Source organism: Salipiger marinus (assembly GCF_035481585.1).
Classification (GTDB): Bacteria; Pseudomonadota; Alphaproteobacteria; order Rhodobacterales; family Rhodobacteraceae; genus Salipiger; species Salipiger marinus.
On sequence record NZ_JAYKSL010000002.1, the window covers coordinates 111195 to 134854 of the forward strand.

23 protein-coding genes are annotated in these 23660 nt (G+C 68.0%); 11 read left to right on the top strand and 12 right to left on the bottom strand.

Features of this window, described 5'->3' with window-relative positions; translation table 11 throughout:
* Together VK682_RS03665 and VK682_RS03670 are read left to right on the top strand one after the other, a co-directional pair.
* On the top strand, positions 1 to 315 hold a 315-nt coding region (locus VK682_RS03665; protein ID WP_324781465.1), incomplete at its 5' end, for a winged helix-turn-helix domain-containing protein.
* Positions 296 to 2719 carry a sensor histidine kinase gene (locus VK682_RS03670; RefSeq protein WP_230796182.1) on the top strand — a complete coding sequence of 808 codons (2424 nt, stop codon included), beginning with the start codon at positions 296 to 298 and terminating at the stop codon, positions 2717 to 2719. The genes VK682_RS03665 and VK682_RS03670, both read left to right, overlap by 20 nt.
* 32 nt (positions 2720 to 2751) lie before the next feature.
* Here VK682_RS03670 and VK682_RS03675 read toward each other — a convergent pair whose 3' ends face one another.
* Both VK682_RS03675 and VK682_RS03680 read right to left on the bottom strand, forming a co-directional pair.
* Positions 2752 to 3039, bottom strand: a complete 288-nt coding sequence (locus tag VK682_RS03675) for an I78 family peptidase inhibitor (protein WP_230796181.1) — start codon at positions 3037 to 3039, stop codon at positions 2752 to 2754.
* Between the two features lie 133 nt (positions 3040 to 3172).
* Positions 3173 to 4321 carry an HPP family protein gene (locus tag VK682_RS03680; RefSeq protein WP_230796179.1) on the bottom strand — a complete coding sequence of 383 codons (1149 nt, stop codon included), beginning with the start codon at positions 4319 to 4321 and terminating at the stop codon, positions 3173 to 3175.
* Between the two features lie 169 nt (positions 4322 to 4490).
* Here VK682_RS03680 and VK682_RS03685 point away from each other — a divergent pair, with 169 nt between their 5' ends.
* Together VK682_RS03685 and pcaD are read left to right on the top strand one after the other, a co-directional pair.
* A complete protein-coding gene (locus VK682_RS03685; RefSeq protein WP_089844971.1) occupies positions 4491 to 5387 on the top strand; it encodes a LysR substrate-binding domain-containing protein in 897 nt (298 codons plus the stop codon).
* A 9-nt stretch (positions 5388 to 5396) separates the two neighbouring features.
* Positions 5397 to 6170 carry a 3-oxoadipate enol-lactonase gene (gene pcaD, locus VK682_RS03690; protein ID WP_230796177.1) on the top strand — a complete coding sequence of 258 codons (774 nt, stop codon included), beginning with the start codon at positions 5397 to 5399 and terminating at the stop codon, positions 6168 to 6170.
* Positions 6171 to 6210: 40 nt separating this feature from the next.
* Here pcaD and VK682_RS03695 read toward each other — a convergent pair whose 3' ends face one another.
* The 4 genes from VK682_RS03695 to VK682_RS03710 are packed head-to-tail and all read right to left on the bottom strand — an operon-like array spanning position 6211 to position 8849.
* A complete protein-coding gene (locus VK682_RS03695; protein WP_230796175.1) occupies positions 6211 to 6927 on the bottom strand; it encodes an SDR family NAD(P)-dependent oxidoreductase in 717 nt (238 codons plus the stop codon).
* The gene (gene catC / locus VK682_RS03700; RefSeq protein WP_089844978.1) at positions 6924 to 7214 is read right to left on the bottom strand and encodes a muconolactone Delta-isomerase; all 291 of its coding nucleotides are present in this window, start codon (positions 7212 to 7214) and stop codon (positions 6924 to 6926) included. The genes VK682_RS03695 and catC overlap by 4 nt, the downstream gene beginning before the upstream one ends.
* Positions 7214 to 7519, bottom strand: coding sequence for a YciI family protein (locus VK682_RS03705; protein ID WP_230796173.1), 306 nt, complete (start codon positions 7517 to 7519; stop codon positions 7214 to 7216). Before VK682_RS03705 ends, catC begins: the two co-directional genes overlap by 1 nt.
* Position 7520: 1 nt before the next feature.
* Positions 7521 to 8849 (bottom strand): short-chain fatty acid transporter, encoded by a 1329-nt coding sequence (locus tag VK682_RS03710; RefSeq protein WP_230796172.1) that lies wholly within the window; start codon positions 8847 to 8849, stop codon positions 7521 to 7523.
* Positions 8850 to 8957: 108 nt separating this feature from the next.
* Between VK682_RS03710 and VK682_RS03715 the strand changes: the two genes are divergently transcribed.
* Positions 8958 to 9851 carry a 3-hydroxyacyl-CoA dehydrogenase family protein gene (locus VK682_RS03715; protein ID WP_324781466.1) on the top strand — a complete coding sequence of 298 codons (894 nt, stop codon included), beginning with the start codon at positions 8958 to 8960 and terminating at the stop codon, positions 9849 to 9851.
* 3 nt (positions 9852 to 9854) lie between these two features.
* On the top strand, positions 9855 to 10868 hold the full coding sequence (locus VK682_RS03720; protein ID WP_230796169.1) for a cyclase family protein: 1014 nt from the start codon (positions 9855 to 9857) through the stop codon (positions 10866 to 10868).
* A 2-nt stretch (positions 10869 to 10870) separates the two neighbouring features.
* Here the strand turns inward: VK682_RS03720 and VK682_RS03725 are convergent, their stop codons facing one another.
* The 4 genes from VK682_RS03725 to VK682_RS03740 form a co-directional block, all read right to left on the bottom strand.
* Positions 10871 to 12307, bottom strand: coding sequence for an FAD-binding oxidoreductase (locus VK682_RS03725; protein ID WP_230796168.1), 1437 nt, complete (start codon positions 12305 to 12307; stop codon positions 10871 to 10873).
* 11 nt (positions 12308 to 12318) lie between these two features.
* A complete protein-coding gene (locus tag VK682_RS03730; protein ID WP_230796167.1) occupies positions 12319 to 14016 on the bottom strand; it encodes a thiamine pyrophosphate-binding protein in 1698 nt (565 codons plus the stop codon).
* Positions 14017 to 14074: 58 nt separating this feature from the next.
* Positions 14075 to 15943, bottom strand: coding sequence for a TRAP transporter permease (locus VK682_RS03735; RefSeq protein WP_230796166.1), 1869 nt, complete (start codon positions 15941 to 15943; stop codon positions 14075 to 14077).
* A gap of 129 nt (positions 15944 to 16072) precedes the next feature.
* Positions 16073 to 17032 carry a TAXI family TRAP transporter solute-binding subunit gene (locus VK682_RS03740; RefSeq protein ID WP_230796165.1) on the bottom strand — a complete coding sequence of 320 codons (960 nt, stop codon included), beginning with the start codon at positions 17030 to 17032 and terminating at the stop codon, positions 16073 to 16075.
* Between the two features lie 311 nt (positions 17033 to 17343).
* On the opposite strand from VK682_RS03740, the gene VK682_RS03745 reads away from it, so the two are divergent.
* The 4 genes from VK682_RS03745 to VK682_RS03760 are packed head-to-tail and all read left to right on the top strand — an operon-like array spanning position 17344 to position 20405.
* On the top strand, positions 17344 to 18108 hold the full coding sequence (locus VK682_RS03745; protein ID WP_324781467.1) for a FadR/GntR family transcriptional regulator: 765 nt from the start codon (positions 17344 to 17346) through the stop codon (positions 18106 to 18108).
* Entirely contained in the window at positions 18105 to 18911 is an 807-nt protein-coding gene (gene larE, locus VK682_RS03750) for an ATP-dependent sacrificial sulfur transferase LarE (RefSeq protein WP_230796164.1), read from the top strand. Before VK682_RS03745 ends, larE begins: the two co-directional genes overlap by 4 nt.
* Positions 18904 to 19602, top strand: a complete 699-nt coding sequence (larB, locus tag VK682_RS03755; RefSeq protein WP_230796163.1) for a nickel pincer cofactor biosynthesis protein LarB — start codon at positions 18904 to 18906, stop codon at positions 19600 to 19602. The genes larE and larB overlap by 8 nt, the downstream gene beginning before the upstream one ends.
* 17 nt (positions 19603 to 19619) lie before the next feature.
* Positions 19620 to 20405 carry a FadR/GntR family transcriptional regulator gene (locus VK682_RS03760; protein WP_324781468.1) on the top strand — a complete coding sequence of 262 codons (786 nt, stop codon included), beginning with the start codon at positions 19620 to 19622 and terminating at the stop codon, positions 20403 to 20405.
* A gap of 9 nt (positions 20406 to 20414) precedes the next feature.
* On the opposite strand, the gene VK682_RS03765 is transcribed toward VK682_RS03760, so the two are convergent.
* Together VK682_RS03765 and VK682_RS03770 are read right to left on the bottom strand one after the other, a co-directional pair.
* Positions 20415 to 21185 carry an HpcH/HpaI aldolase family protein gene (locus VK682_RS03765; protein WP_230796160.1) on the bottom strand — a complete coding sequence of 257 codons (771 nt, stop codon included), beginning with the start codon at positions 21183 to 21185 and terminating at the stop codon, positions 20415 to 20417.
* Positions 21186 to 21211: 26 nt separating this feature from the next.
* A complete protein-coding gene (locus VK682_RS03770) occupies positions 21212 to 22012 on the bottom strand; it encodes a GntR family transcriptional regulator (protein ID WP_230796158.1) in 801 nt (266 codons plus the stop codon).
* A gap of 102 nt (positions 22013 to 22114) precedes the next feature.
* Between VK682_RS03770 and VK682_RS03775 the strand changes: the two genes are divergently transcribed.
* Positions 22115 to 23659 (top strand): D-arabinonate dehydratase, encoded by a 1545-nt coding sequence (locus VK682_RS03775; protein WP_230796157.1) that lies wholly within the window; start codon positions 22115 to 22117, stop codon positions 23657 to 23659.
* The last annotated feature ends 1 nt before the right edge of the window (position 23660 follow it).

The following is a 23660-nucleotide window of genomic DNA, read 5'->3' on the forward strand; positions in this document are numbered from 1 at the left end:
GGGGCGTCAAGCAATGTCTTCAGCGCGGGCAGCTTCCGCTTCGACCGCGCCGCCAAGCAGGCCCATGTCGAGGGTCGCCAGCTGGATCTGCGCGCCCGCGAGGTGCAGCTTCTGGAGATCATGCTCGACAATCTCGGGCGGATGCTGACCAAGGAAGAGGTCGCCGACAAGCTTTACACCTTCAACGAGACCCCCAGCCTCAACGCGGTGGAACAGCTGGTGACCCGGCTGCGCCGCAAGCTGGAAGGCGCGCCGCTGGTGATCAAGACGGCGCGCGGGCTTGGATACATGGCCTATGTCAGCGACGACGACTAGGGCACGGCGCGGCCATTCGCTGCAGCGGCGGCTGCTGGCCAGCATGACGGCGGCCTTCGTGCTGCTGCTGCTGCTGATCTCGGTGCTGCTGTGGAACTATTCGCGCGCGGCGGCCAACCGCACCTATGACCTGCTGCTGGCCGGGGCGGCGCTGTCGGTGCTGGAACGCATCTCCTACACCGCCGCCGGGCCGACCGTGGATCTGCCGCAATCGGCCATGGACATCCTTGCGCTCGCGGCGGATGACCGGGTGGTCTACCGGGTGTTTTCCCCCGGCTATGGCGACCTGACCGGCACGCCGGATCTGCCGCTGCCTGCGGATGCGCGCGCCTCGGTCGATCCTGTGTTCTATGATGTCCGGCTCGATGAGCCGTTCCGCTTCATCTATCAGGGGCGGCAGATCACCTCCAGTTCGGGGCGGGACTGGGTGTTCGTGCAGATCGGCCAGACGCAGGGCGCGCGCCGCGCACAGCTTGATACGCTGTTTCTTTATGGCATGGCCGGGCTGGGGGGCGTGTCGCTGATCGGGCTGGTCTTTGTCTGGCTCGCGATCCGTTCCTCGCTGGCGCCGCTGGGGGACATCGCCCATACCCTGCTGGCACGCAACCCGCGCGACCTGTCCCCTATCGAAGGCGACCCCCCGCAGGAGATCGCCGCCCTGTTCCGCGCGATCAACAGCTTCATCTCGCAGCTTGGCCGCAGCCGGGCGCTGACCGAAAGCTTCATCGCCGACGTGGCGCATCAGACCCGCACCTCGCTGTCGGCGCTGCAGGGGCAGCTGGCGCTGGCCGTCGATGCGGACGAGCCCGAGCGGATGCGCGGTCGGCTGGGCAAGGCCGAAAAGCAGGCCGAACGCACCATGCACCTGACCAACCAGCTGCTGGCCAATGCCATGGTGATCCACCGCTCCGACGAGGCGCAGCTGGAACCGCTCGACCTGCGCAGGCTGGTGCGCGACACGCTGGCCGAACTGCTGCGCGAGCGGCGGCTGCGGACGGTGACCATCTCGCTTGAAGACGAGGATCTGCCTGGCGGCACCGCCCCGGTGCGGGGGGATGCCATCTCCATCCGCGAGGCGCTGCGCAACCTCATCGACAATGCGGTGCGCCATGGCGGGCCGGAAAACACCATCCTCATCGAACTGGACGGCACGGCCGAGGTGGTGCGCCTGACCGTGTCCGATGCCGGGCCCGGCATTCCCGCCGCCGACCGGCTGCGCGCCACCGAACGCTTCACCTCCATCAACTCCGCCACCGCCGGATCCGGGCTGGGGCTCGCCATCGTGCGGTCGGTGGCCGAAGGTCACGGCGCGCGGCTGGACCTGGGCAGCGCGGATCTGGGCGGGCTGCGCGCCCGCATCGTGTTCCCCCGGCTGGCGACGCTGCTGCTGGCGGGCCTTCTGCTGAGTGCCGCACCGCGCGGGGCCATGGCTGACGAGATCACCATCTGGGCCTCGACCGATCAGGTCGCCATGGCGCCGCTGATCTCCGCCTTTGCGGAGCGTCATGCCGGGCTCGACATCACCTATCGCGAATTCCAGACCGTGGATCTGCACCGCGCCGTGCTGGAGGCGGGGCCAGAGGACATGCCCGATCTGGTCATCTCCTCGGCCATGGATCTGCAGGTGGATCTGGTCAATCGCGGGCTTGCCCACCGGCTGCGCATCCCCGAGATGATCCAGCCGCCCGGCTGGGCGAAATGGCGGTCAGAGCTTTTCGGCTTCACCTTCGAACCCGCCGCCATCCTTTACGACCGCCGCGCCTTTTCCGCGCGCGAACTGCCGACCAGCCACCGCGACCTGTCCAGCTTCATCCGCGATCACGAAAACGACCTGCGCGGCAAGATCGGCGGCTATGACCTGCGGCGGTCGGGGATCGGCTATCTTTTCGCCACGCAGGACACGATCCAGAGCGTGCAGGCCCAGCGTCTGACCGAGGTGCTGGGCCGTGCCCACATGCGCCGCTACTGCTGCACGGCGGATATGGCGGTGGCCACGCAGCGCGGCGAACTGGCGATGGCGCTGAACGTCATCGGATCCTACGCGCTGCATCTGGGCAAGGAATTCCCCGATATCGGGGTGCATTTCCTCGACGACTACAATCTGGTCATGTCGCGCACGGTCTTCGTGCCGAAAGGCGCGCACAATCCGCAGCGCGCCGAAACCTTCGTGATCTTCCTGCTGTCGCAGGAAGGGCAGGCGCTGATCGAATCCGGCACGGCGCTGATCCCGCTCGAACCGGTCAGCGAGCCGCACTCGCCCATCGCCGGGCTGCTGGCCAGCAAGTCCGGAAGCTTCCTGCCGATCCGGCTGGGGCCGGGCCTCTTGACCTTTCTCGACGAGATCAAGCGCCGCGAATTCCTGCGCAGCTGGGACGCGACGATGATCGACGATTACGGGCCATAGACCCGCCTGCCCTCGGGCGCGGCAGGCCGCGCTCAGCCGCAGCGCAGGCCGGTGATGATGCCGCTGGCGTCATGGTCGATGTTCAGACGCTCCGGGTTGTGGTCCATGGTCACCATGGTGTCGGGGCCGATCACCCGGATCATGGGATCCGCAGGCAGCGTCACCGCCGCGATGTTCTTGCCCACCAGCGCCTCGTAGCGGTCGGGGGCGCAGGCCTGTGCCCCGGCATCAGGGGTCGCGGGCGGGACGGGGGTTTCCGCGCAGGCGGAAAGACCAAGGGCGGCCAGCGTGGCCAGCAGCGGCAGACGGGTCTGGATCATGATACGGCTCCTTCTGGGACATGCCCGGATGACAGGGGCAGGCTTGCGGCACTGTGGCACGGCTGTCGATCCGGATCCGTCGCGAAAGCCGGGGCCGGCAGATTTCCGCCCGACCATATGGGGCGCCCCCGAACTAGCTGCCGCGCACGCTGGTCCGGGCCAGCGCCGCGATCAGATCGGTGCGCGTCACGATGCCCACCAGCCTGTCGCGCTGCAGCACCGGCACCGCATCCACGCCGCCATCGGCCATCATCGGCAGCAGCGCCGCAACCGGGGTGTCCTGCGTTGCGCGCGGCCCGGCGACGCTCATGATCTCCTCCGCCCGGACCGGACGGGCGCGGCCCCGGTCCAGCAGCCGCTTCAGCGCCGGGGCAAAGCCCCGGTCAAGCCGCAGCGCATCCTCGCGCGCCCGGGTGATGAGGTGGATCTGGAAGATCACCCCCAGAAAGCGGTCCTGCGGTCCCACCACCGGCAGCGAGGTGAAGCGGTGACGCCGGAACAGATCCGCCACCTCGGCAAGGCGGGTTTCGGGCCGCACCGTCACCAGATCGCGCGACATGATGTCCCCGGCATGGGCCGGGCCGGTCTGACGCGCCGCCGCCTGCAGTTCTGCCGCGCCGATCAGCCGCGCCAGATCCTCGACCCCAAGGTTGAAGGACTGGCGGTAGCGGTCCAGAATCCGGCTCAGTTCCGCCTCCGTGAGGCCCAGCCGGGCCACGGGATCGGCATCGCGGGTGCCCCGGTCATTGGGTGTCTCGAACTGGCGGAAGGGATAGCGGCGCCCGGTCAGCCGGGCATAGATCGCGGCAAGCCCGACAAGCGTGACGGTGCCCACCCCCACCGGCGCAAGCGCGAACCAGAATCCCAGCCGCTCCACCGCCTCGGGGCTCAGCGCCACGGTCATGGCGACCGCCCCGGCAGGCGGATGCACCGCGCGGCAGAGCATGGTCGCGGCAACCGCCAGCCCCACCGCCAGCGCGACCCGCGCCACTGGCGGATCCACCAGCAGGCACACGGCAACGCCCACCAGCGCCGCGACCATATTGCCGACGAGTGCCGACCATGGCTGCGCCAGCGGGCTGTTGGGCACCGCAAACAGCAGCACCGAACTCGCCCCGAAGGGGGCGACCAGATAAAGGCCAAGGTTCAGGTCGGCCACGGGCGACAGCACCAGCAGCCCCGTCACCCCCAGCCCGAACACCGCGCCAAGCCCGGCCCGCAGCGCCTCCACCGGCGGCACCCGCGCCACTGCCGGGCCAAGACCCCGGAACGCTCGAAACATCACATCCCCCGATTTTTGCTGAAAGTTTCAGCAAAATGTAAAGAGTGCAACCCGCCGCCGCATAGGGGGGATTTCCGGCGCCAGACCCGGGAACCCCGGTCGCGGGGCTGGCCCCTGTTGCCGCCGCGTCTTATAAGCCAGCAGGATAAACGGCCCAGAGTGATTGGTCATGCTGACGCTTCGACATTATGAGCTGCTGGTCACGCTGGCCGAAGAGCTGCATTTTGGCCGCGCCGCCGAACGGCTGGGCATTTCGCAGCCGCAGCTGACGCTGCAGCTCAAGCAGATGGAAGAAATGATCGGCGCGCTGCTGTTCGACCGGACGCGGCGGCGGGTGGCACTGTCCACGGCGGGCGCGCTGCTGCTGCCAGAGGCGCGCGCGGTGCTGCGCCATGCCGAACGCGCGCAGGATGTGGCGCTGCGCGTCGGGCGCGGCATGATCGGCGAGCTGGCGCTGGGATATATCGGCGCCGCCGCCTATAACGGCGTGCTGACCCGGCTGGTGCGCCGCTACCGCGAACGGGCGCCGCAGACCACGCTGCAGCTGACGCTGATGGATCTGGACCGCTCCATCCCCGAGGTGGCGGCGGGCAATCTGGATGCGGGCATCGTGCGCCTGCCCTTCCCTGACCTGCCCGCCAGCCTGACCACGCGCACGCTCTGCGCCGAACCGCTGTGGATCGCCCTGCCCGAAGATCACCCGCTGGCCGCCCCCGGCCTGCCCGTGGCGCTGCGCGACCTGAAGGGCGAGCCGTTCATCGCCACGCATCTGCCGCCCAATTCCGGCTTTTCCGCCGCGATGCACCGCGCCTGCGCCAGCGCCGGGATCACGCCCGACATCGTGCAGCGCTCGCCGCAATTCGCCTCCATCGTCAGCCTCGTGGCGGCGGGGCTGGGGGTGGCGGTGGTGCCCGAGGCGATCCGCCATGTGCAGCTGGAAGGCGTGGTCTACAAACCGCTCGACGGGCTGACGGTGACCGCCGACATTTCGCTGGTCTATCAGACCGACCGGGACAGCCCGCCGCTGGCGCTGCTGCTGTCCTGCCTTGATGACACCCCGCTGTAAGGAGTTCCCATGGAAAGCTTCACCACCTTTGACGGCCTGTTCCACGGCCACCGCCCCGCCACGGGCAACGCCCCCACGCTGGTTTTTGCCAATTCGCTTGGCACCGACCTGCGGGTCTGGGACCGGGTCGTGGCGCTCTTGCCCGAGACATGGGGCGTGCTGCGGATGGACAAGCGCGGCCACGGCCTCAGCGCCGCGCGCGACACGCTGAGCATCGAGACGCTGGCCGATGACGCGGAGGTGCTGCTGGACCATCACGGCATCACGCAGTTTGTCGGCGTCGGCCTGTCGGTGGGCGGGCTCATCATGCAGCGGCTGGCGCTGCGCCGCGCGGGTGCTATGACGCATCTGGTGCTGTCCGACACCGCCGCCAAGATCGGCTCGCCCGAGATCTGGAACCCGCGCATCGACACGGTGCGGGCGCAGGGCATCGCCTCGATCGGGGACATGATCCTGCAGCGCTGGTTCGTGCCCGCCTATCGCGACACGCAGGATTTCGCCATGTGGCGCGCCATGCTGGAACGCACCCCCGCCGAAGGTTATGCGCAGGTCTGCGAGGCGATCCGCGATGCCGATTACACCGCCGATCTGGCGCGCATCGCGCAGCCCACGCTGGTGGTGGTGGGCGAGGGCGATGCCTCGACCCCGCCCGCGCTGGTGAAAGCGACCGCAGAGGCCATCCCCGGCGCCCGGTTTGTCGAGATTGCCGAAGCCGGCCACCTGCCCTGCGTCGAACAGCCCGCGCGATTTGCCGCCCTGCTGCAGGAGCATGTGGCGGCCTGACCGCCGGTCCGGCCCGGCGTCACCGCCGGGCCGCCCGGGCCTAGCCCACCGTCACGCCGCCGCAGACAAACAGCGTCTGGCCGGTGACAAAGCCCGCTTCGGGCGCGCAGAAGAACGACACGGCATTGGCCACATCCTCCACCGTGCCGACGCGGCGCAGCGGCACGTGGTCGATGATCTCGCGCGTCAGCGGCGCGTCGGGCGGGTTGTTGCGCCAGAAGGCGTCGGTGCCGATGGGACCGGGGGCCACGCAGTTGACGGTGATGCCATGCGGCCCCAGTTCCAGCGCCCAGGTCCGGGCCATGGACTGCGCCGCCCCCTTGCTGGCGGAGTAAAGCGTGCGCCGTTCCTTGCCCAGCGTCACGCGGCTGGTGTTCATCACGATCCGCCCGCCGCCCGCCGCCTTCATCCCCGGCAGGAAGGCCTGCGCGCACAGGATCGAAGGCCGCAGGTTCACATGCAGCAGGCGGTCGAAATCGGCCGGATCGACCTCTTCCAGCGGCGCGGGGCAGACGATGCCCACATTGTTGACAAGGCAGGTCACCTCTTCCTCGGCGGCGACCCGCGCGCAGAGCGCCTGCACCGCCGCCGCATCGGAGAGATCCACCACATGGAACCGGTCGACCCGCGCCGCAGGCTCGGCCTGATCCAGCACGATGACGCGGAAGCCGTCGGCAGAAAGCCGCGCCGCGATGCCCGCGCCGATGCCGCCCGCGCCCCCGGTGACCACCGCCGCGCGGCGGGTGAAGCCGCTCACAGATCACCCTCCCGGATCGAGGAGGGATGCCGGCAGAGCGGCGTCACCTCGATCTGCATCCACGGAAACAGCGGCAGGCTGCTCAGCACCTCGTGCAGATGGGCGTTGTCGCGGCAGTCAAGGATGCTGACATTGCGATATTCGCCCACCACGCGCCACAGATGCCGCCAGATGCCCTGCGCCTGCAGATCCTGCGCATAGGTCTTTTCCCGCGCCTTGATGTCCTCGGCCTCCGCCGGATCCATGTCAGGCGGCAGGGTCACGGTCATGGTCACATGATACAGCATCAGCCCTCGTCCAGTGTGTTGCGCCCGTCCAGATAGGCCTTGCGCCAGCGGGTCACGGTGACCCGCTCGAACAGCGCGCCCGCGAAGAAAGGATCACCTTCGATGAAGGCCTGCGCCTTGGCGCGGCTGTCCACGTCCAGCAGGTAAAGCCCGCCGCTCGCCGCCTGCCCGTTCTCGTCCAGCTTGGCGCCGCAGGCCAGCAGCAGCGCCTTGTGCCGCTCCAGATAGTCCAGATGCGCGGGGCGCAGTTCCAGCCGCAGCGCGCCGTGATCCGGCTTGTCCCATGTTTCGATCATATATGGCATCTCAGGCTCCCATCATGCCCCAGAGAGTGACCGTGGCCAGAAACACCACGCCCAGATAGAGCAGCACCAGCACCATGTAGCCCATCAGATCCTTGAGCTTCAGCCCCGAGATGGCGAGCGCGGGCAGCAGCCAGAAGGGCTGCACCATGTTGGTCCACTGGTCGCCGATCTGCACCGCCAGCGCCGTGGCCGGGATCGAGGCACCCAGCTCCTTGGCCGCTGCCATCATCACCGGGCCCTGAATGACCCACTGCCCGCCGCCCGACGGCACGAGGATGTTGATGATCCCCGCCGAAAGGAACGACCAGATCGGCAGCGTCTGCGCGGTGGAAAACGACACGAACCAGTTGGAGAAGGTCACGATCAGCCCGGATCCGGCCAGAATGGCAAGGATGCCCGCATAGAACGGGTATTGCACGATGATGCCGCCCACCACCTTCACCCCGTCATTCAGCGCCGCCAGAAACCGCGCGGGCGTGACGAACAGCGTGACGCCAAGGAACAGGAACAGCAGGTTGACGAAGTTGAGCGTGATGCTGCCGCCATCGACCAGATAAAGCGCGGCATAGAACAGCCCGAACAGACCCATGCCCACACCCAGAACAGGCGAGCGGTTCAGCCGGTCGGCCAGCGTGCGTTCGGCCGGATCGGCGGCGGGCTCTGCCGCGATTTCCGGGGCGGGTTTGGCCCGGACCACGTCGGCGGGGTTCTTGGGGTGCAGCATCGCGTTGAAGAGCGGCAGCGTCACCAGCAGGATCAGGTTCATGGTCAGCAGATAGGGCGAAAAGATCGTGTCCGACAGCGAGACCAGCCCGATCGTCTCTTCAAGGAAATGGCCGGGCGTGTTGATGAGCAGCGGCACCGATCCCGACAGGCCCACGCCATAGACGGCAAAGCCGGAATAGCCCGCCGCGATGACCAGCGGGTAATGCAGGCCCTCGACCTTGCGCCCCAGTTTCTGCGCGATCAGCGTGCCCAGAACCAGACCGAAGCCCCAGTTGAGCCAGCTTCCCACGCCGCCGAACAGCGTGGCGGCGATGATCGCCGCGCGCGGCGTGGTGATGCCAGACACCACCATGTCCATCAGCCGGTCCACCGCTGGCGTGCGCGCAAGGATGTAGCCCGCCAGCAGGATCACGGTCATCTGCATGGTGAAGGCAAGCAGGTTCCAGAAGCCGTCGCCCCAGTAGCGGGTCGCTTCCAGAAAGCCGGTGCCCTGCGCCAGCATGGCGATCAGCACGGTCAGCGCGGTCAGCAGGATCGCCACGACCAGCGGGTCGGGCATGTAGCGGTTCACGATCCGCGTAAAGAAATTCGCAAGTGCGGTCACGGTCTGTCTCCTCGCCGGGACACGGTCCCCGGCTCTCCCTCTGTGATAATCATTGCAAATCATACAAAGCCAATTATCTTGTCAACCAATATGATGGAGGAGATTTACATGGATCGTCTTGCGGTCATCGGCGCGGGCATCATGGGCACGCGCATCGTGCGGCATTTCCTGAACGCGGGCTGGCAGGTGGCGCTGGTCGATCCTTCCGCCGAAGCCCGCGACGCGGCGCGGGCCGTGCTGGGGGATGCCGCCAGCATGGTGGTCGAGGTCGGCGATCTGGGCCCGGGCTGGGACGCGACGCGGCTGGTGATCGAGGCGGTGCCGGAACTGCTGGATCTGAAACGCCGGGTGCTTGCGGATCTGGAGGCGCGGTTTGCGCCGCAGACCATCCTTGCCTCCAACACCTCGGGGCTGGCCAGTGCGGACCTGACCCGCGACCTGCGCCATCCCGACCGTTTTGTCATCGCGCATTTCTTCAACCCCGCCGATCTGGTGCCCGCCGTGGAACTGGTGCCCGGCCCCGCCACCCGCGCGGAGGTGATGCGTGACACCGCCGACCTGCTGGCGCGTTCGGGCAAGATGCCCGCCGTGCTGAAGGCCGATGTGCCGGGCTTCATCGCCAACCGGCTGCAGCACGCCCTGATGCGCGAATGTTTCCACCTGATCGATCAGGGCGTGGCCGATGCGGAAACCATCGACCTTGTCACCCGCTGGTCGGTGGGGGTGCGGCTGGCGCTGACCGGGCCGATGCTGCAGCGCGACCTGAACGGGCTCGACACGCATCTGCGGATCGCCGAGTATCTGTATTCCGATCTGGACGCGCGCCAGACCCCGCCCGACCTGCTGGCCCGCAAGGTGGCGGCGGGCGAGCTGGGGCGCAAATCCGGGCGGGGGTTTTATGACTGGGACGCGGCGCGGCAGGCACAGGCCGCCGCGACAGAGCGGATGCTGCCCGAGGTGATCCGCCTTGCCCACGCCGCCGACAGCACGGAGGACAACTGAGCCATGCCGCATTGGGTGAACCGGCCCGAAGGGTCGAACTGGGGAGATTTTGGCCCCGACGACCAGCTGGGCACGCTGAATTACATCGGCCCCGACCAGCGCCGCGCCGCCGCGGCGGAGATTGTCGAGGGGCAGGCCTTCTGCCTGTCGCTGCCGCTGGATCTGCCCGGCACGCTGGTGCTGAACCCGCGCCGCAAGCCGCCGGTGCTGGCCCCCACCCGGCTGGGCGAGGTGCCTTACATCAACTACCCGCTGTCAGAGGTGGATCCGATCCTGCGCGACGTGCTGAGCGACGATCAGGTGCTGCTGTCCACGCAATATTCCACGCAATGGGATTCGCTGGCCCATGTCGGCGCGCTGTTTGATGCCGATGGCGATGGCGTGGCCGAACGGGTCTATTACAACGGCCACCGCCCCGACCATGACGTGATGGGGGCGGGCGCCGAGGGCCAACACGGATCCTATGCGCGCCGCCTGTCGGTCTGCGAAATGGCCAAGACCCCGATTCAGGGTCGCGGCGTGCTGGTGGATTTTGTCCGCCATTTCGGCATGGACCGCCGCATCGTCACCCGCCGCGATCTGGAGGAGGTGCTGGAAGCGCAGCAGGTGGAAATCCGCCGCGGCGACATCCTGCTGCTGCGCACCGGCTATGCCGAGGCGCTGCGCGACATGCAGGACGCACCCGATCCCGACAGGCTGGACCGCACCGGCGCCGTGCTCGACGGCACCGATGCCAGCCTGCAGGACTGGATCACGCAAAGCCGCATCGCCGCCATTGCCGCCGATAATTACGCGGTGGAAAATCCCCATACCGACCCGCAGGCCTGCTGCCTGCGCCTGCCGCTGCACCATCACTGCCTGTTCAAGCTGGGCCTACCGCTGGCAGAGCTGTGGGATTTCCGCGATCTGGCGCAGGCGCTTGAGGCGCGGGGGCGGCACGCGGTGTTCCTGACCGCGCCGCCGCTTTACCTGCCCGGCGCCATCGGATCACCGGTGACGCCGGTCGCGACCATCTGAGCCTAAAGCAGCTTTCCGGGATTCATCAGCCCCAGCGGGTCAAGGGCGGCCTTGATGCCTTCCATGACCCGCAGCGCCACCGGATCCTTGTAATGGCGCAGTTCGGCCCGGCGGGTCAGCCCGATGCCATGCTCGGCAGAGATCGAGCCGCCCATGGCCACCACGATGTCATGCACCACGCGGTTAACCGCCTCGGTCCGGGTCAGGAACTCGGCATCCGTCATGTCGAGCGGGCGGGACAGGTTGAAATGGATGTTGCCGTCGCCAAAATGCCCAAAGGCGCAGACCCGCGCCGTGGGCATCAGCGCGAGGCAGCCCTGCCGCGCCGCCGCGATGAATTCCGCCACCCGCGACACCGGCACCGCCACGTCATGCTTGATCGAGGCGCCTTCGGCCTTCTGCACCTCCGCCAGATTTTCGCGCAGCGCCCAGAGGGCGGCACGCTGCGCCTCGGAGCTTGCCAGCACCGCATCGGCGATGTCCCCGGCCTCGAACGCGGCGCCAAGCGTATGTTCCAGCCGCGCGTCCAGATCGGCCTCGGGATCGGGGGCGGTCAGTTCCACCAGCGCATAGGCCTGATGCCGCTCCGCCATGGGATCGCTGCAGCCGGGGCCGTGATCGACAACCATCTGCAGCGCGGTGCGGTCGATATATTCAAAGGTGGTCAGGCTGTCGGCATCGCGCGCCCGCATCCGGTCATAAAGCGCAAGCGCCGCTTCGGGATCGGCGCAGCCCACCATCGCCGTGGCCCGGCGCGCGGGTCTGGGATGCAGCTTCAGCACGGCGGCGGTGATGATCCCCAGCGTGCCTTCGGACCCGATGAAGAGATGGCGCAGATCGTAGCCGGTGTTGTTCTTGCGCAGCCCGGTCAGGTCCGACAGGATCGCGCCATCGGGCAGCACCACTTCCAGCCCCAGCACCAGTTCGCGCGTGGTGCCATAGCGCAGCACCGCCGTGCCGCCCGCATTGGTGGCCAGATTGCCACCGATCTGGCACGACCCTTCCGAGGCCAGCGACAGCGGGAACAGCCGGTCCATTTCTTCCGCCGTCTGCTGGATGGTCAGCAGCAGGCAGCCCGCCTCCACCGTCATGGTGGAGTTGAGCGGGTCGCGGTCGCGGATCGCGGTCAGCCGGTCGGTGGCAAGGATCACCGCATCGCGCGGCACGCTGCCGCCCACCAGCCCGGTATTGCCGCCCTGCGGCACCACAGGCAGACGGGCGGCATGGCAGAGACGCATCACCGCCGCCACCTCTGCGGTGGAGCCGGGACGCACCAGCGCCAGCGCATGCCCCTGATAGAGCCCGCGATGATCCGCCACCCGCCCCGCCATGTCGGCGGGATGGGTGGTCACATAGGTCGCCCCCACCACCTGCTGTATCTGTGCCAGCACCTCGGCAGGCAGGGTGGCTTCGGGTCTGGTCAGGGTGGTGGCAGTCATGGGCGCTCCGGTCAGGCCGACTGTTTCGCCAGCGCCGCCTTGCGCAGCGCGGTGATGGTGGTGCGGGTGGAGATCTGTTCGGGATCGGTCACCAGTTCCAGCACCGCAGGCTGTCCGCTGGCGCGGGCGCGTTCAAAGGCCGGGGCAAACTCCTCGGTCCGGGTGACGCGTTCCGCGTAACAGCCCAAGCCCTCGGCCATGCGCACGAAATCCTGATTGCGCAGCGTGGTGCCCGACACCCGCTCGGGATGCTCGCGTTCCTGATGCATGCGGATGGTGCCGTAAGTGCCGTTGTTGAACAGCAGCACGATGGGCCGCCCGCCATATTGTGCGGCGGTGGCAAGCTCGGCGCCGCTCATCATGAAGCCGCCATCGCCCACGAAGGACAGCACCAGCTGGTCGGGATTGCGCAGCGAGGCGGCGACGGCGGCGGGCACCGAATAGCCCATGGCGCCGCAGGTGGATCCGACGATGCGGCCCGGTCGTCCGAAGCGCAGGAAGCGCTGCGCCCAGCCGGTATGGTTGCCCGCATCCAGCGTCACCACCACGTCATCGGGCAGGCTGTCACGGATCTGGGTCAGGGCCACGCCCATGTCGAGCTGCCAGTCGCCGCCATTGGGCGCCTCGGTATCGGCCAGATAGTCACCGTGCAGCGCCGCGCACCAGTCGGCCCACTGGTCCTTGCGGCCCAGATCGGTGCCGTCCAGCGCCTCGGCCAGCACGGCGGGCGCGCAGGCCAGACCCAGATCGGGGGAATAGACGCGACCGATCTCGTCGGCCTCGGGATGGACATGCACCAGCCGGATGCCGGGATTGGGCGAGTCCATCGTGGTATAGGTGCGGGTCGTCATCTCGCCCAGCCGGGCGCCGATCACCACCAGCAGATCCGCCTCTGCCAGACGTTTGTAAAGCGAGGGCGCAGTGGAGGTGCCGAAATCCCCGGCATAGACCGGCGACAGGTTGTCGACGATGTCCTGCCGCCGGAACGAACAGCTGACCGGAATGCCGTTGGTTTCGGCAAAGCGGGTGATGGCAGCGGAGGCCGCGTCATCCCAGCCCGACCCGCCAAGCAGCAGCAGCGGGCGTTCGGCGCGGGACAGCTCTGCGGTCAGCGCGTCCAGATCGGCGGGCACGATGCCTGCGGCGGTGGCGGCATAGGGCCGCGCGTCGGGCACCGCGACGCGGTCGGTCAGCATGTCTTCGGGCAGGGCGATGACCACCGGGCCGGGACGGCCCGAGGTCGCGACGCGGAAGGCCCGCGCCATGTATTCCGGAATGCGCCGCGCATCGTCGATCTGTGTCGCCCATTTGGCGATGGGGCCGAACATGGCGCGGTAATCGACCTCCTGAAAGGCCTCGCGGTCGGTGGTGTCCCGCGCGATCTGGCCGACCAGAAGGATCATCGGCGTGCTGTCCTGCTGGGCGATGTGCACGCCGATGGCGGCATGGCAGGCGCCGGGGCCACGGGTGACCATGCAGATCCCCGGGCGCCCGGTCAGCTTGCCATAAGCCTCGGCCATGTCGGCGGCACCCGCCTCGTGCCGGGCATTGATCAGCGTGAAACGGTCCGTCACGTCATGCAGGGCATCCAGCACCTCAAGGTAGCTTTCCCCCGGCACGCAATAGGCGGTGTCCGCGCCATGGATCAGAAGCTGATCCACTAGGATCTGTCCGCCGCTGCGCACGGGGGGGGTGGATTTCTGCGACATGAAGGGTCTCCGTCTCACGCTGGGATCTTTGCCCGCTCCGGTCGGAGCGGGCGAGGGGTCATTTCCCCGCCTGCGTGGCGGGTTTGGGTTGGATGAGGGTCTGCGAGGCATAGACCGCGCCCGCACAGACCACCCCTGCCAGCGTGACACGCCAGTCGGGATAGATGAAGCACAGCGAGCCTGCAAAGAGCACGAAGGCCTGCCAGTAGGCGAGCTTGCCATAGAAGTAGCGCTGCAGCGCCGCCGCAAGCAGCACGACCCCCGCCGTGGCCTGCACCACCACCACGACGATGCGCAGCGGATCGCCCTGCATCAGGATCGTCGGTTCATAGACGAACATGAAGGGCACGATGAAGCCGGTGGCGCCAAGCCTCACCGCCGCGACGCTCGCCTCGACGATCTTGGCCTGACTGAGCGTGTTGGCCGCATAGACCGCCATGGCAACCGGCGGGGTGATGGCCGACAGGATCGCGAAGTAGAAGACGAAAAGATGCGCCGCCTCCTGCTGCACGCCCAGCTTGACCAGCGCAGGCACCAGAAGCGCCACCTGCACGATATAGGCCGGCGTGGTGGGCATGCCCATGCCAAGGATGATGCCCGCCACCATGGACAGCAGCAGCGCGATGACCAGCCGGTCCTGTGCCGCCGAGATCACGAAGTTGGAGAAGGTGAGCCCCAGCCCGGTGATGTCGATGACCCCCACCACGATGCCCGCGCAGGCGCAGGCCGCCGCGATGGACAGCACGTTGCGCGCGCCGCCTTCAAGAGCCGCAAGGATGTTGTCGATGGTCACGTAATGCCGCGTGGTCTTGCGCATCGCTGCCACCGGCACGACCGAGATCACGCCGCAGAGCGCTGCATAGGGTGCCGAATAGCCCATCAGCAGCACGCCGATGATGACGACAAGCGGCAGGAACAGGTGACCCCGTTCGCGCAGCACCTTGCGCATCGGCACCATGTCTTCCTTGGGCACGGCGCCGATGCCACGGCGCTTGGCCTCGAAATGCACGGCGGCAAAGAGCGCGACATAGAAGAGCAGCGCGGGGATGATGGCGTAAACCGCGACCTGCAGGTAGCCCACGCCCAGATACTCCGCCATCACGAAGGCGGCAGCGCCCATGACCGGCGGCATGATCTGCCCGCCCGTCGAGGCCACGGCCTCCACCGCGCCGGCGAAGGCGGGCTTGAAGCCCATGCGCTTCATCAGCGGAATAGAGAAGGTGCCGGTGGTCATCACGTTGGCCACGGCAGAGCCCGAGACGGAGCCGAACATGCCCGAGGTGACGCAGGCCACCTTGGCGGGGCCGCCCGCCTGCTTGCCGGTCAGCGCCACGGCAAAATCCATGAACAGCTGCCCCACGCCCATGCGTTCGACCAGCGCGCCGAACAGGATGAACAGCACCATATAGGTGGCCGACACCGCGATCGGGATGCCGAAGATGCCTTCGGTGGTCATGAACAGCTGTTCCAGCAGCACGCTCGGCAGCGTGGAGGTGAACATCAGCCCATAAAGGATGAAGCACAGCGCGGTGATGGGCAGCACCGGCCCCAGCATCCGCCGCGTCGCCTCCAGCAGCAGCACGACAAGCGTGATGCCCACCACGATGTCGCGCGTTTCCAGCGGATCGACATAAAGGAAGCGGGCAAAGATGTATTCAAGGTTGAGCGAGGGGTAGAGCGCCGCAAAAAAGGCGATCAGACCGAGGATCATGTCATACCAGCGCGGAACCTCGATGGGCAGGCCCTTGAAGTCCACGGTGAAGAAAATCAGCACCAAAGCCAGCGCCACATGGACGCCGCGCATGACATAGGGGTTGGGCGGCCCGGCAAAGGCCACATACAGATGCCAGAGCGCCATGCCGATCAGGACCAGGCGGGTGATCCGCGCGATCAGGGGCAGGCTCCGGTCGAAAACAGTCAGGCTCATGGCAGTCCTCCCATTGGCGCCTCAGGGACCGTCGGCGCCGCGCGCCGGTCTGGGCCGCCCGGCCATCTTCCGGGCGACAAACAGCGGGGCCGTCAGGGCCCCGCCGCGTTCAGTCCTGTGGGCTGCGGATCACTCGACCGTGACGCCGCGCTCGGCGTAGAATTCCTTCGCCGCCGGGTGGAAGGGCACGCCGATCTCGGTCGCCATCATCTCCAGCGTCAGGCCTTCCATGGACTTGGTGATGGAGGCGAAGGTGTCGTTGTTGTCGGCCACCGCCGCCAGCACCGCCTTGACCATCTCGCCGTCATAATCGCAGGCCGCGATCATGTGGGTGTCATAGCTGATCGCGCGCACCGGTTCGTCGAAGCCCTGATAGGCCCCTGCGGGCACGTCGCGCAGCTGGAACGCGGCGTTCTGGTCCTTGAAGTGCTTGAAGGTCTCTTCATCCACGTCGATCAGCACGATCTCGCGGGCCGAAGCCAGATCCATCACCGACCCGGTGGGCAGCGACGAGCCCAGCGTGAAGAAATCGGCGTGACCGTCCTTCATCTGCGACGCGCTGTCCGAATAGGAGGTGTGCGCCACCGAGGCGAGATCGTCAAAGGTCAGGCCGGCGGTCGACAGCAGCTCATGCGTCAGGAATTCGCCGGTATTGCCGGTCTGCTGCGTGGTCAGGCGCTTGCCCTTCATGTCGGCCACGGTGCGGATGCCGGAATCGGCCAGTGCCACCACCTGATAATACTGGGGATAGAGCACGCCCAGATTGCAGACATTGGTCGCGGCCTTGCGGAACGGCTCCTTGCCGCTCAGGCTGTCCACGGTGGAGATCGAGTTGGCGAAGGCGATGGGGAAACGGCCGCCATCAACGCCCACCACATTGGCCACGCCCGCGCCCGGGGTGACGGTGATGCTGGTGCCCGGCACTTCGCGTTCGACGATGGCCTTGATGGCGCCGCCGACCGGATACCACGACCCGCCCTGCTGGCCGGTGGCCATGACAAAATCCGCCGCCGAGGCGCCGACCGTCCCTGCCGCCAGAATCAGCGCGGACATCGCGGCGCCACGCGCCACCTTGAAAATCTCAGACATGTCTTTCCTCCCGAAAGGTTCCGTAAGTTTCAAAGCGCGGCGGTCGCTTCCGGCTCCTCCCCGAAATGACCGTTCAGCCCGCGCCTCCGTCCCGTTGCGGCACCGGCGTGCCGTCGCCGGAACCTTGGATCATCCGGGGCTTTCCTGTCAAATTAAAATACAGGTCAGGTGGCAATCTTTGGGATTTTTCTCAGGGCATTTGCCAAGCCACTGTGAACCGTGAATAATTTCTCTGGCTTGTGCGGAGCATGTAAGGTCATCATATTGACAGCGAACCCCACAACCCCCGCCATGGGCAGAGGAGGCAGGCCATGACCGACATTCTGCGCAACGCGGCCCCGCTGGCCCGTGGCGCCACGCTCAGCGATCAGGTGACCGACGCATTGCGGCGCAGCGTGACCAGCGGCGCCTTTGCCGTGGGCAGCCCCTTTCCCTCCGAATCGGCGCTGTCGCAGGAACTGTCGGTCAGCCGCAGCGTGGTGCGCGAGGCGGTGGCCCGGCTGAAGGCCGAGGGCCTGCTGCACAGCCAGCAGGGGCGCGGCGCCTATGTGGCCAGCACCCGCCCGCGCATGGGCTTTGCCATCGACATGAGCGATGTCGCCAACCTGCAGAAGCTGTCGCAGGTGCTGGAACTGCGCCTTGGCGTCGAGATCGAGGCGGCGGCCATCGCCGCCACCCGCCGCACCCCCGAGGATCTGGCGGAACTCGACGCGGCGGTGGAGCGGTTTTCCGCGCAGCAGCGCCACAGCCCGGAAAACGCCCGCGACGGGGTCGAGGCCGACATGCGCTTTCACCGCGCCCTCTGCGAGGCCACAGGCAATGCCTATTATCTGAGTCTGTTCAACTATCTCAGCGCCTCGCTGCAGGAAAGCATCGAGGCCGGGCGGCTGCGCGCGCTGGAACGCGGCGGCGACAGCCGCGAGGCGGCGGAGGAACATCGCGCCATTGCCGAGGCGATCCGCTCGCAGGATGCCTCTGCCGCGCGCAGGCTGATGCGCCGCCATCTGGTGCTGTCGCGCGACCGGCTTCTGGGCAACCTCTCCCCCGGGGCGGCGCGCCCCAAGGCGGCGGAATGACCGCCCTGCCCCCCGCGCTTCATTCGGCGCTGCGCGCGCCCGAAGTGCTGATCGTCGCGGTCAGCGGCGGCGTGGACAGCCTGTGCCTGTCGGCGGCGGCGCAGGTGGCCCGCGCAGGCGCCGGGCTGCGGCTGGTGCATGCCGTCTCCCCCGCCGTGCCGCAGGCCGCCACCACCCGCGTGCAGCGCTTTGCCGCCGAGCGCGGGCTTGATCTGGCGCTGATCGCGTCGGGCGAATTCGAGGATCCGCGGTATCGCGCGAACCCGGTCGACCGCTGTTATTACTGCAAGACCCATCTTTACGGCACGCTGGCGGATCTGGCGCAGCAGGGCGCCGTGGCGGCGGGCACAAATCTGGACGATCTGGGCGATTTCCGCCCCGGCCTGCGTGCCGCCGCCGAACGGGGCGTGATCCATCCCTTTGTCGACGCGGCCATGACCAAGGCCGATGTGCGCGCGCTGGCCCGCGCGCTGGGGCTGCAGGAGATCGCCGACCTGCCCGCCGCCCCCTGCCTTGCCAGCCGGATCGAGACCGGCCTGCGGGTGGAACCCGCCGATCTGGCCATGATCGACGCGGTCGAAGAGGCGCTGCGCGCCGATCTGGGCCCCGTCACCCTGCGCTGCCGCCGCACCCATGCCGGGCTGGCGGTGGAGCTGGACGCCGCGATTCTGGCAGGGCTTTCCGCCGACCGGCAGCAGGCGCTCTCGGCACTGGCGCGGGCCGCCTGTCTGCCCCATGGTGGCGGCGATCTGCCCCTGACCCTCCGTCCCTATCGCCAAGGAAGCGCCTTTCTTCATGACTGACCGTCCCGCCCCCCGTGACAGCCATCCCAGCGTGACCTTCGACCGCGACCGCAAGTCCCGCATCGGGCTGGAAGAGGCGGTGCTGGCCGAACCCAAGACCGTCGATCAGATCGCCGCCATCGTCGGCGACGCCCATGCCGAAGGCCGCCGCCTGCTGCTGACCCGGCTCCTGCCCGCGCAGCTGGATGGCCTGCCCGCCGATCTGCGCGGCGCGCTGGATTACTGCCCGCTGTCGCGCACCGCGATCCTTGGGGCCCTGCCGCCGCAGCGCGACGATCCGGCGGTGGCGCTGGTCAGCGCGGGCACCTCTGATGCCGGTCCCGCCGCCGAGGCGCGGCGGGTGCTGGCCTATTCCGGGCTTGTCGCGACCGAGATCGCCGATGTGGGCGTGGCGGGGCTGTGGCGGCTTCTGGCGCGCGAAGAGCAGCTGCGCAGCATGCAGGTGGTCATCGTGTTTGCGGGCATGGACGCGGCGCTGCCCAGCGTGGTGGCCGGGCTGGTGCCGGGGCTGGTGATCGCCGTGCCGACCTCGGTCGGTTATGGCGTGGCGGCGGGCGGGCGCGCGGCGCTTGATTCCGTGCTGTCAAGCTGCGCGCCGGGGGTGCTGGTGACCAATATCGACAATGGCTATGGCGCCGCCTGCGCCGCGCTGCGCTTTGCCTCGGCACAGGCGGCGGGGCGGGCGGACTGAGACGCGGAAGGCTTTGCATGGCTCCGACAGCCCCGATAGAAGGGACCGGCATCCCCCGCCAGACTGCCGGATATGACCCCCTGACCATGGACACGCCCAAGCTGACCATCCGCAAGCGCAAGTCGCTCTCTGACCAGCTTTACGGCCAGATCCTTGAACAGATCGTCAGCGGCGCGCTGCAGCAGGGGGAAAAGCTGCCCTCGGAAAACCAGATCTGCTCGGCCTTCGGGGTGTCGCGCCCGGTGGTGCGCGACGCGCTGCGCAAGCTGCAGGAGGACGGTCTGGTCGAGGCGCGGCGCGGGGTCGGATCCTTCGTGCTGAAGCGCCCGCCGCAGGGTCTGATCGACTATGCCAGCGCGGGCAGCGTGTCGGGCCTGATGCGCACGATCGAGGCGCGGACGGTGCTGGAAAAGGCCACCGCCCGGCTGGCGGCGCTGCGGGGGGGCCCGCGCGATCTGGCCCGGATCGAGGCGACGCTGGAGGCGCTGGAAGCGGCGATGCGCGCCCGCGCCCCGGCCCGGGACGCGGATTTCGAATTTCATCTGGCGGTGGCGGTGGCCAGCGGCAACGAGGTCTTCGTCACCATGCTGACCGCCATCCGCGAGACCATGGAACAGACGATCCAGGTGGCGCAGGACATCACCCGCTCCGGCTCGCAGTCCCGCGCCGATCAGGTGGCGCGGGAGCATCGTCAGATTTACGAGGCGATCCTTGCCCGCGATCCCGATGCGGCGGAGCTGACCATGGGCTATCACCTGCTACAGGTGCGCCAGCGCGTCACCGACAACGCGCGGGACATGTGACCGGCGCCGCTATCGCGCCAGCCGCGCCACCAGCCCGTCCAGTTCCCGCGCCAGCATCCACGCATCCCCCGCGATGGCGGTGAAGTCGAAGCCCATCTCGAAATAGCGCCGCGCCGCCGCCTCGCCATAGCCAAGGATGCCCGCCGCCTTGCCGCCCGCATGGATCGCCGCCAGCGCCTCGGCAATGGCCTGCTGCACCGGCTCGGCCATGGTCTGGCCGGGGTAGCCCATCGCGGCGGCCAGATCGCCGGGTCCGACAAAGATCGCATCCACCCCCGGCACGGCGGCAATCTCGGCGATATTGGCCAGCGCCTCGGGGGTTTCGACCTGCAGGATCAGGCACAGCTCCCCGGCATAGCGGCTCAGATAATCGCCCTGCCGGGCATAGTCATTGGCGCGGATGGTGGCAGAGATGCCGCGCACGCCTTCGGGGGCGTAGCGGGTCCATGACACCGCCTGCCGCGCCGCCTCGGCATCCTGAATCATCGGAAACATCAGGTTGCGCACCCCGATGTCCAGAAGCCGCTTGGTCATCACCTGATCCGACGAGGGAGGGCGCACGATCACCTCCGCCCCGCTGTCGCCAGAGGCACCGCGCGCCGCGCGCAGGTGATCGGCGATCTGCGACAGATCAGCGGGGGCATGTTCCATATCGACCAGCAGCCAGTCCGCGCCGCTGCCCGCCGCGATTTCGGTGACGGTGGGCGAACAGAGCGACAGCCAGATTCCGGGCAGCCGGGCGCCGGGGGTCATGGCGTTCTTGAGCGGGATGGATGGCATCGGGGTCTCCTCCTTGGATGCGTGGGTCAGGGGCGCGGGGCCGCCTGCGGATCGGGGGCAAAATACTGCGGAAAGGCCGCGCGTTTTTCGCTGAGCCGATCGACGGTGCGCTGCAGGTGGCGCGACAGCGCCTCCACCGCGCCGTCGGGATCGCGCCGCGCCAGCGCGTCGATGATTTCGGCATGGCCGCGCAGCACCGCATCCATGCGCGGCGGGCCGCTCTCCTGCCCGTCATCGGACAGGAACAGCCGCCGCAGCCGGTCCAGATGCCCGGCCCGGCTCTGCATCAGCCGCTGGCTGTGCAGATGGCCCGCCGTGGCAAAAAGCGCGGTGTGAAAAAGCTCGTCCAGTTCCTGAAACTGCGCGATGCGGGCGGGATCGCCCGCCACCTCGGCCTGCGCGGCCTGAATCGCGCGCAGCCGGTCCAGACCGGCGGGATCCGTGCTGCCTGCCAGACGGCGCACGACTTCGCGTTCCAGCGCCATGCGCATGAACTGCGCCTCGCGCACGCCCGCCTCGTTGATGGGGGCGACCAGCGTGCGCGACCGGGGGAAAATCTGCACCAGCCCCTCCTCCGCCAGCCGCTGCAGCGCGTCGCGCAGCGGCGTCAGGCTGACGCCGAAGGTCTGCGCCAGCTCGGCGCGCGGCAGCGGCGTGCCGGGCGGCAGCGCCAGCCGCACGATGCGGGCGCGCAGGGCGGCATAGACCGCGCTGCTGGCCGATCCGTCCTCCCACGGGCCGGGCGCGGCCTCTTCCAGCCCGAAGCGGCGGGCCAGCCCCTGCCCGGGATCGGTCTCGCGGTCACGCGGCGCCGACACATCCTGCATTGCAGCCTCCCTGTCCGGTTGCTATGTCTGATATATCAGATTGGCGAGGACTGTCGATTCCCCGTTTCGACAGCGGGAGCGCCGATCAAGGGAGGACCCGCCATGACCACACTCACCGCCATGCCCACGCGCCCCATGGCGCTGCGGCTGAACGCGGGCGACAATGTCGTTGTCGCCATCCGCGACATCCCCGCCGGAACCCACCTGCCCGACGAAGATGTGACCACGACGCAGGATGTGCCGCAGGGCCACAAGATCGCCACGCGCCCCATTCAGGCGGGCGCGCCGATCCTGAAATACGAGGTGGTCATCGGCTATGCCGCGCAGGATCTGGCGCCCGGCGACTGGCTGCACAGCCACAACATCCGGTTCGACGCGGTGGAAAAAGATTACGCCTTTGGCCGCGATTACGTCCCCACAGAGATCCTGCCGCCCGAGCAGCGCGCCAGCTTTCAGGGCATCCGCCGCGCCAATGGCCGGGTCGGCACGCGCAATTACATCGGGCTGTTCGTCACGGTGAACTGTTCGGCCACCGTCGCGCGCAAGATCGCCAATTACTTCGACGAAGAGCGGATGGAGGACTGGCCCAATGTCGACGGGGTGATCCCCTTCATCCATGAAAGCGGCTGCGGCATGGAGCTGACCGGGGAGCCGATGGATCTGCTGCGCCGCACGCTGGCGGGCTATATCCGGCATCCCAACATGGCGGGCGCGGTGGTGGTCTCGCTGGGCTGCGAGCGCAACAACCTGCTGCAGTTCTTCGAGGAGCAGAGCCTTGCCGAGGGCAAGATGCTGCGCACGCTGACCATGCAGCATCTGGGTGGGACGGCGCAGGCCATCGCCGAAGGCAAGGCGGCGGTGCGCGCCATGCTGGACGAGGCCAATCAGGTGACGCGCGAGCCCTGTTCGGCGGAGCACATCACCATCGGCATGCAATGCGGCGGCTCGGACGGGCTGTCGGGCCTGACCGCCAATCCGGCGCTGGGGCGCGCCGCCGACATCCTGATCCGCCATGGCGGCACCGCGATCCTGTCGGAAACACCCGAGATCTTTGGCGTCGAACATCTGCTGACCCGCCGCGCCCGCACCGAAACCGTGGGCCGCAAGCTGGTCGAACGCATGGACTGGTGGCTGGACTATACCAAGGGCCGCGACACGCAGATCAACGGCGTGGTCAGCCCCGGCAACAACGCGGGCGGGCTTGCCAACGTGCTGGAGAAATCGCTGGGCGGGGCCAAGAAAAGCGGCTCCACCGGGCTGATGGAGGTCTATCGCTACGCCGAGCCGGTGACCGAAAAGGGCTTTGTCTTCATGGACACGCCGGGGTTTGATCCGGTCTCCGCCACCGGGCAGATCGCGGGGGGCGCCAATCTCATCTGTTTCACCACCGGGCGCGGATCCTGTTTCGGCTCCTACCCCTCTCCCACCATCAAGCTTGCCTCCAACACCCCGATGTTCGACCGCATGGCCTCGGACATGGATGTGAACTGCGGGCAGATCGTGGACGGCACCCTGACGCTGGACGAGATGGGCGAGGAGATCTTCGCCCGCATTCTCGCCATCGCCTCGGGCGAGAAAAGCAAATCCGAAGCCCTTGGCGTGGGGGAGGAAGAATTCGCCCCCTGGCCCATCGGCGTCACCGGCTGAA

What these genes read in the sequence shown, in the direction of transcription:
- VK682_RS03770 (WP_230796158.1), bottom strand. Translation starts at nt 22,012, where the DNA reads ATGCAGGATGTGTCGGCGCCGCGTGACCGCGAGACCGATCCCGGGCAG.
- VK682_RS03680 (WP_230796179.1), bottom strand. Translation starts at nt 4,321, where the DNA reads ATGTTTCGAGCGTTCCGGGGTCTTGGCCCGGCAGTGGCGCGGGTGCCG.
- VK682_RS03725 (WP_230796168.1), bottom strand. Translation starts at nt 12,307, where the DNA reads ATGACTGCCACCACCCTGACCAGACCCGAAGCCACCCTGCCTGCCGAG.
- VK682_RS03775 (WP_230796157.1), top strand. Translation starts at nt 22,115, where the DNA reads ATGACCACACTCACCGCCATGCCCACGCGCCCCATGGCGCTGCGGCTG.
- VK682_RS03730 (WP_230796167.1), bottom strand. Translation starts at nt 14,016, where the DNA reads ATGTCGCAGAAATCCACCCCCCCCGTGCGCAGCGGCGGACAGATCCTA.
- VK682_RS03685 (WP_089844971.1), top strand. Translation starts at nt 4,491, where the DNA reads ATGCTGACGCTTCGACATTATGAGCTGCTGGTCACGCTGGCCGAAGAG.
- VK682_RS03705 (WP_230796173.1), bottom strand. Translation starts at nt 7,519, where the DNA reads ATGCCATATATGATCGAAACATGGGACAAGCCGGATCACGGCGCGCTG.
- VK682_RS03735 (WP_230796166.1), bottom strand. Translation starts at nt 15,943, where the DNA reads ATGAGCCTGACTGTTTTCGACCGGAGCCTGCCCCTGATCGCGCGGATC.
- VK682_RS03720 (WP_230796169.1), top strand. Translation starts at nt 9,855, where the DNA reads ATGCCGCATTGGGTGAACCGGCCCGAAGGGTCGAACTGGGGAGATTTT.
- larE (WP_230796164.1), top strand. Translation starts at nt 18,105, where the DNA reads ATGACCGCCCTGCCCCCCGCGCTTCATTCGGCGCTGCGCGCGCCCGAA.
- pcaD (WP_230796177.1), top strand. Translation starts at nt 5,397, where the DNA reads ATGGAAAGCTTCACCACCTTTGACGGCCTGTTCCACGGCCACCGCCCC.
- VK682_RS03745 (WP_324781467.1), top strand. Translation starts at nt 17,344, where the DNA reads ATGACCGACATTCTGCGCAACGCGGCCCCGCTGGCCCGTGGCGCCACG.
- VK682_RS03765 (WP_230796160.1), bottom strand. Translation starts at nt 21,185, where the DNA reads ATGCCATCCATCCCGCTCAAGAACGCCATGACCCCCGGCGCCCGGCTG.
- VK682_RS03760 (WP_324781468.1), top strand. Translation starts at nt 19,620, where the DNA reads ATGGCTCCGACAGCCCCGATAGAAGGGACCGGCATCCCCCGCCAGACT.
- VK682_RS03715 (WP_324781466.1), top strand. Translation starts at nt 8,958, where the DNA reads ATGGATCGTCTTGCGGTCATCGGCGCGGGCATCATGGGCACGCGCATC.
- VK682_RS03740 (WP_230796165.1), bottom strand. Translation starts at nt 17,032, where the DNA reads ATGTCTGAGATTTTCAAGGTGGCGCGTGGCGCCGCGATGTCCGCGCTG.
- VK682_RS03675 (WP_230796181.1), bottom strand. Translation starts at nt 3,039, where the DNA reads ATGATCCAGACCCGTCTGCCGCTGCTGGCCACGCTGGCCGCCCTTGGT.
- VK682_RS03670 (WP_230796182.1), top strand. Translation starts at nt 296, where the DNA reads ATGTCAGCGACGACGACTAGGGCACGGCGCGGCCATTCGCTGCAGCGG.
- catC (WP_089844978.1), bottom strand. Translation starts at nt 7,214, where the DNA reads ATGCTGTATCATGTGACCATGACCGTGACCCTGCCGCCTGACATGGAT.
- larB (WP_230796163.1), top strand. Translation starts at nt 18,904, where the DNA reads ATGACTGACCGTCCCGCCCCCCGTGACAGCCATCCCAGCGTGACCTTC.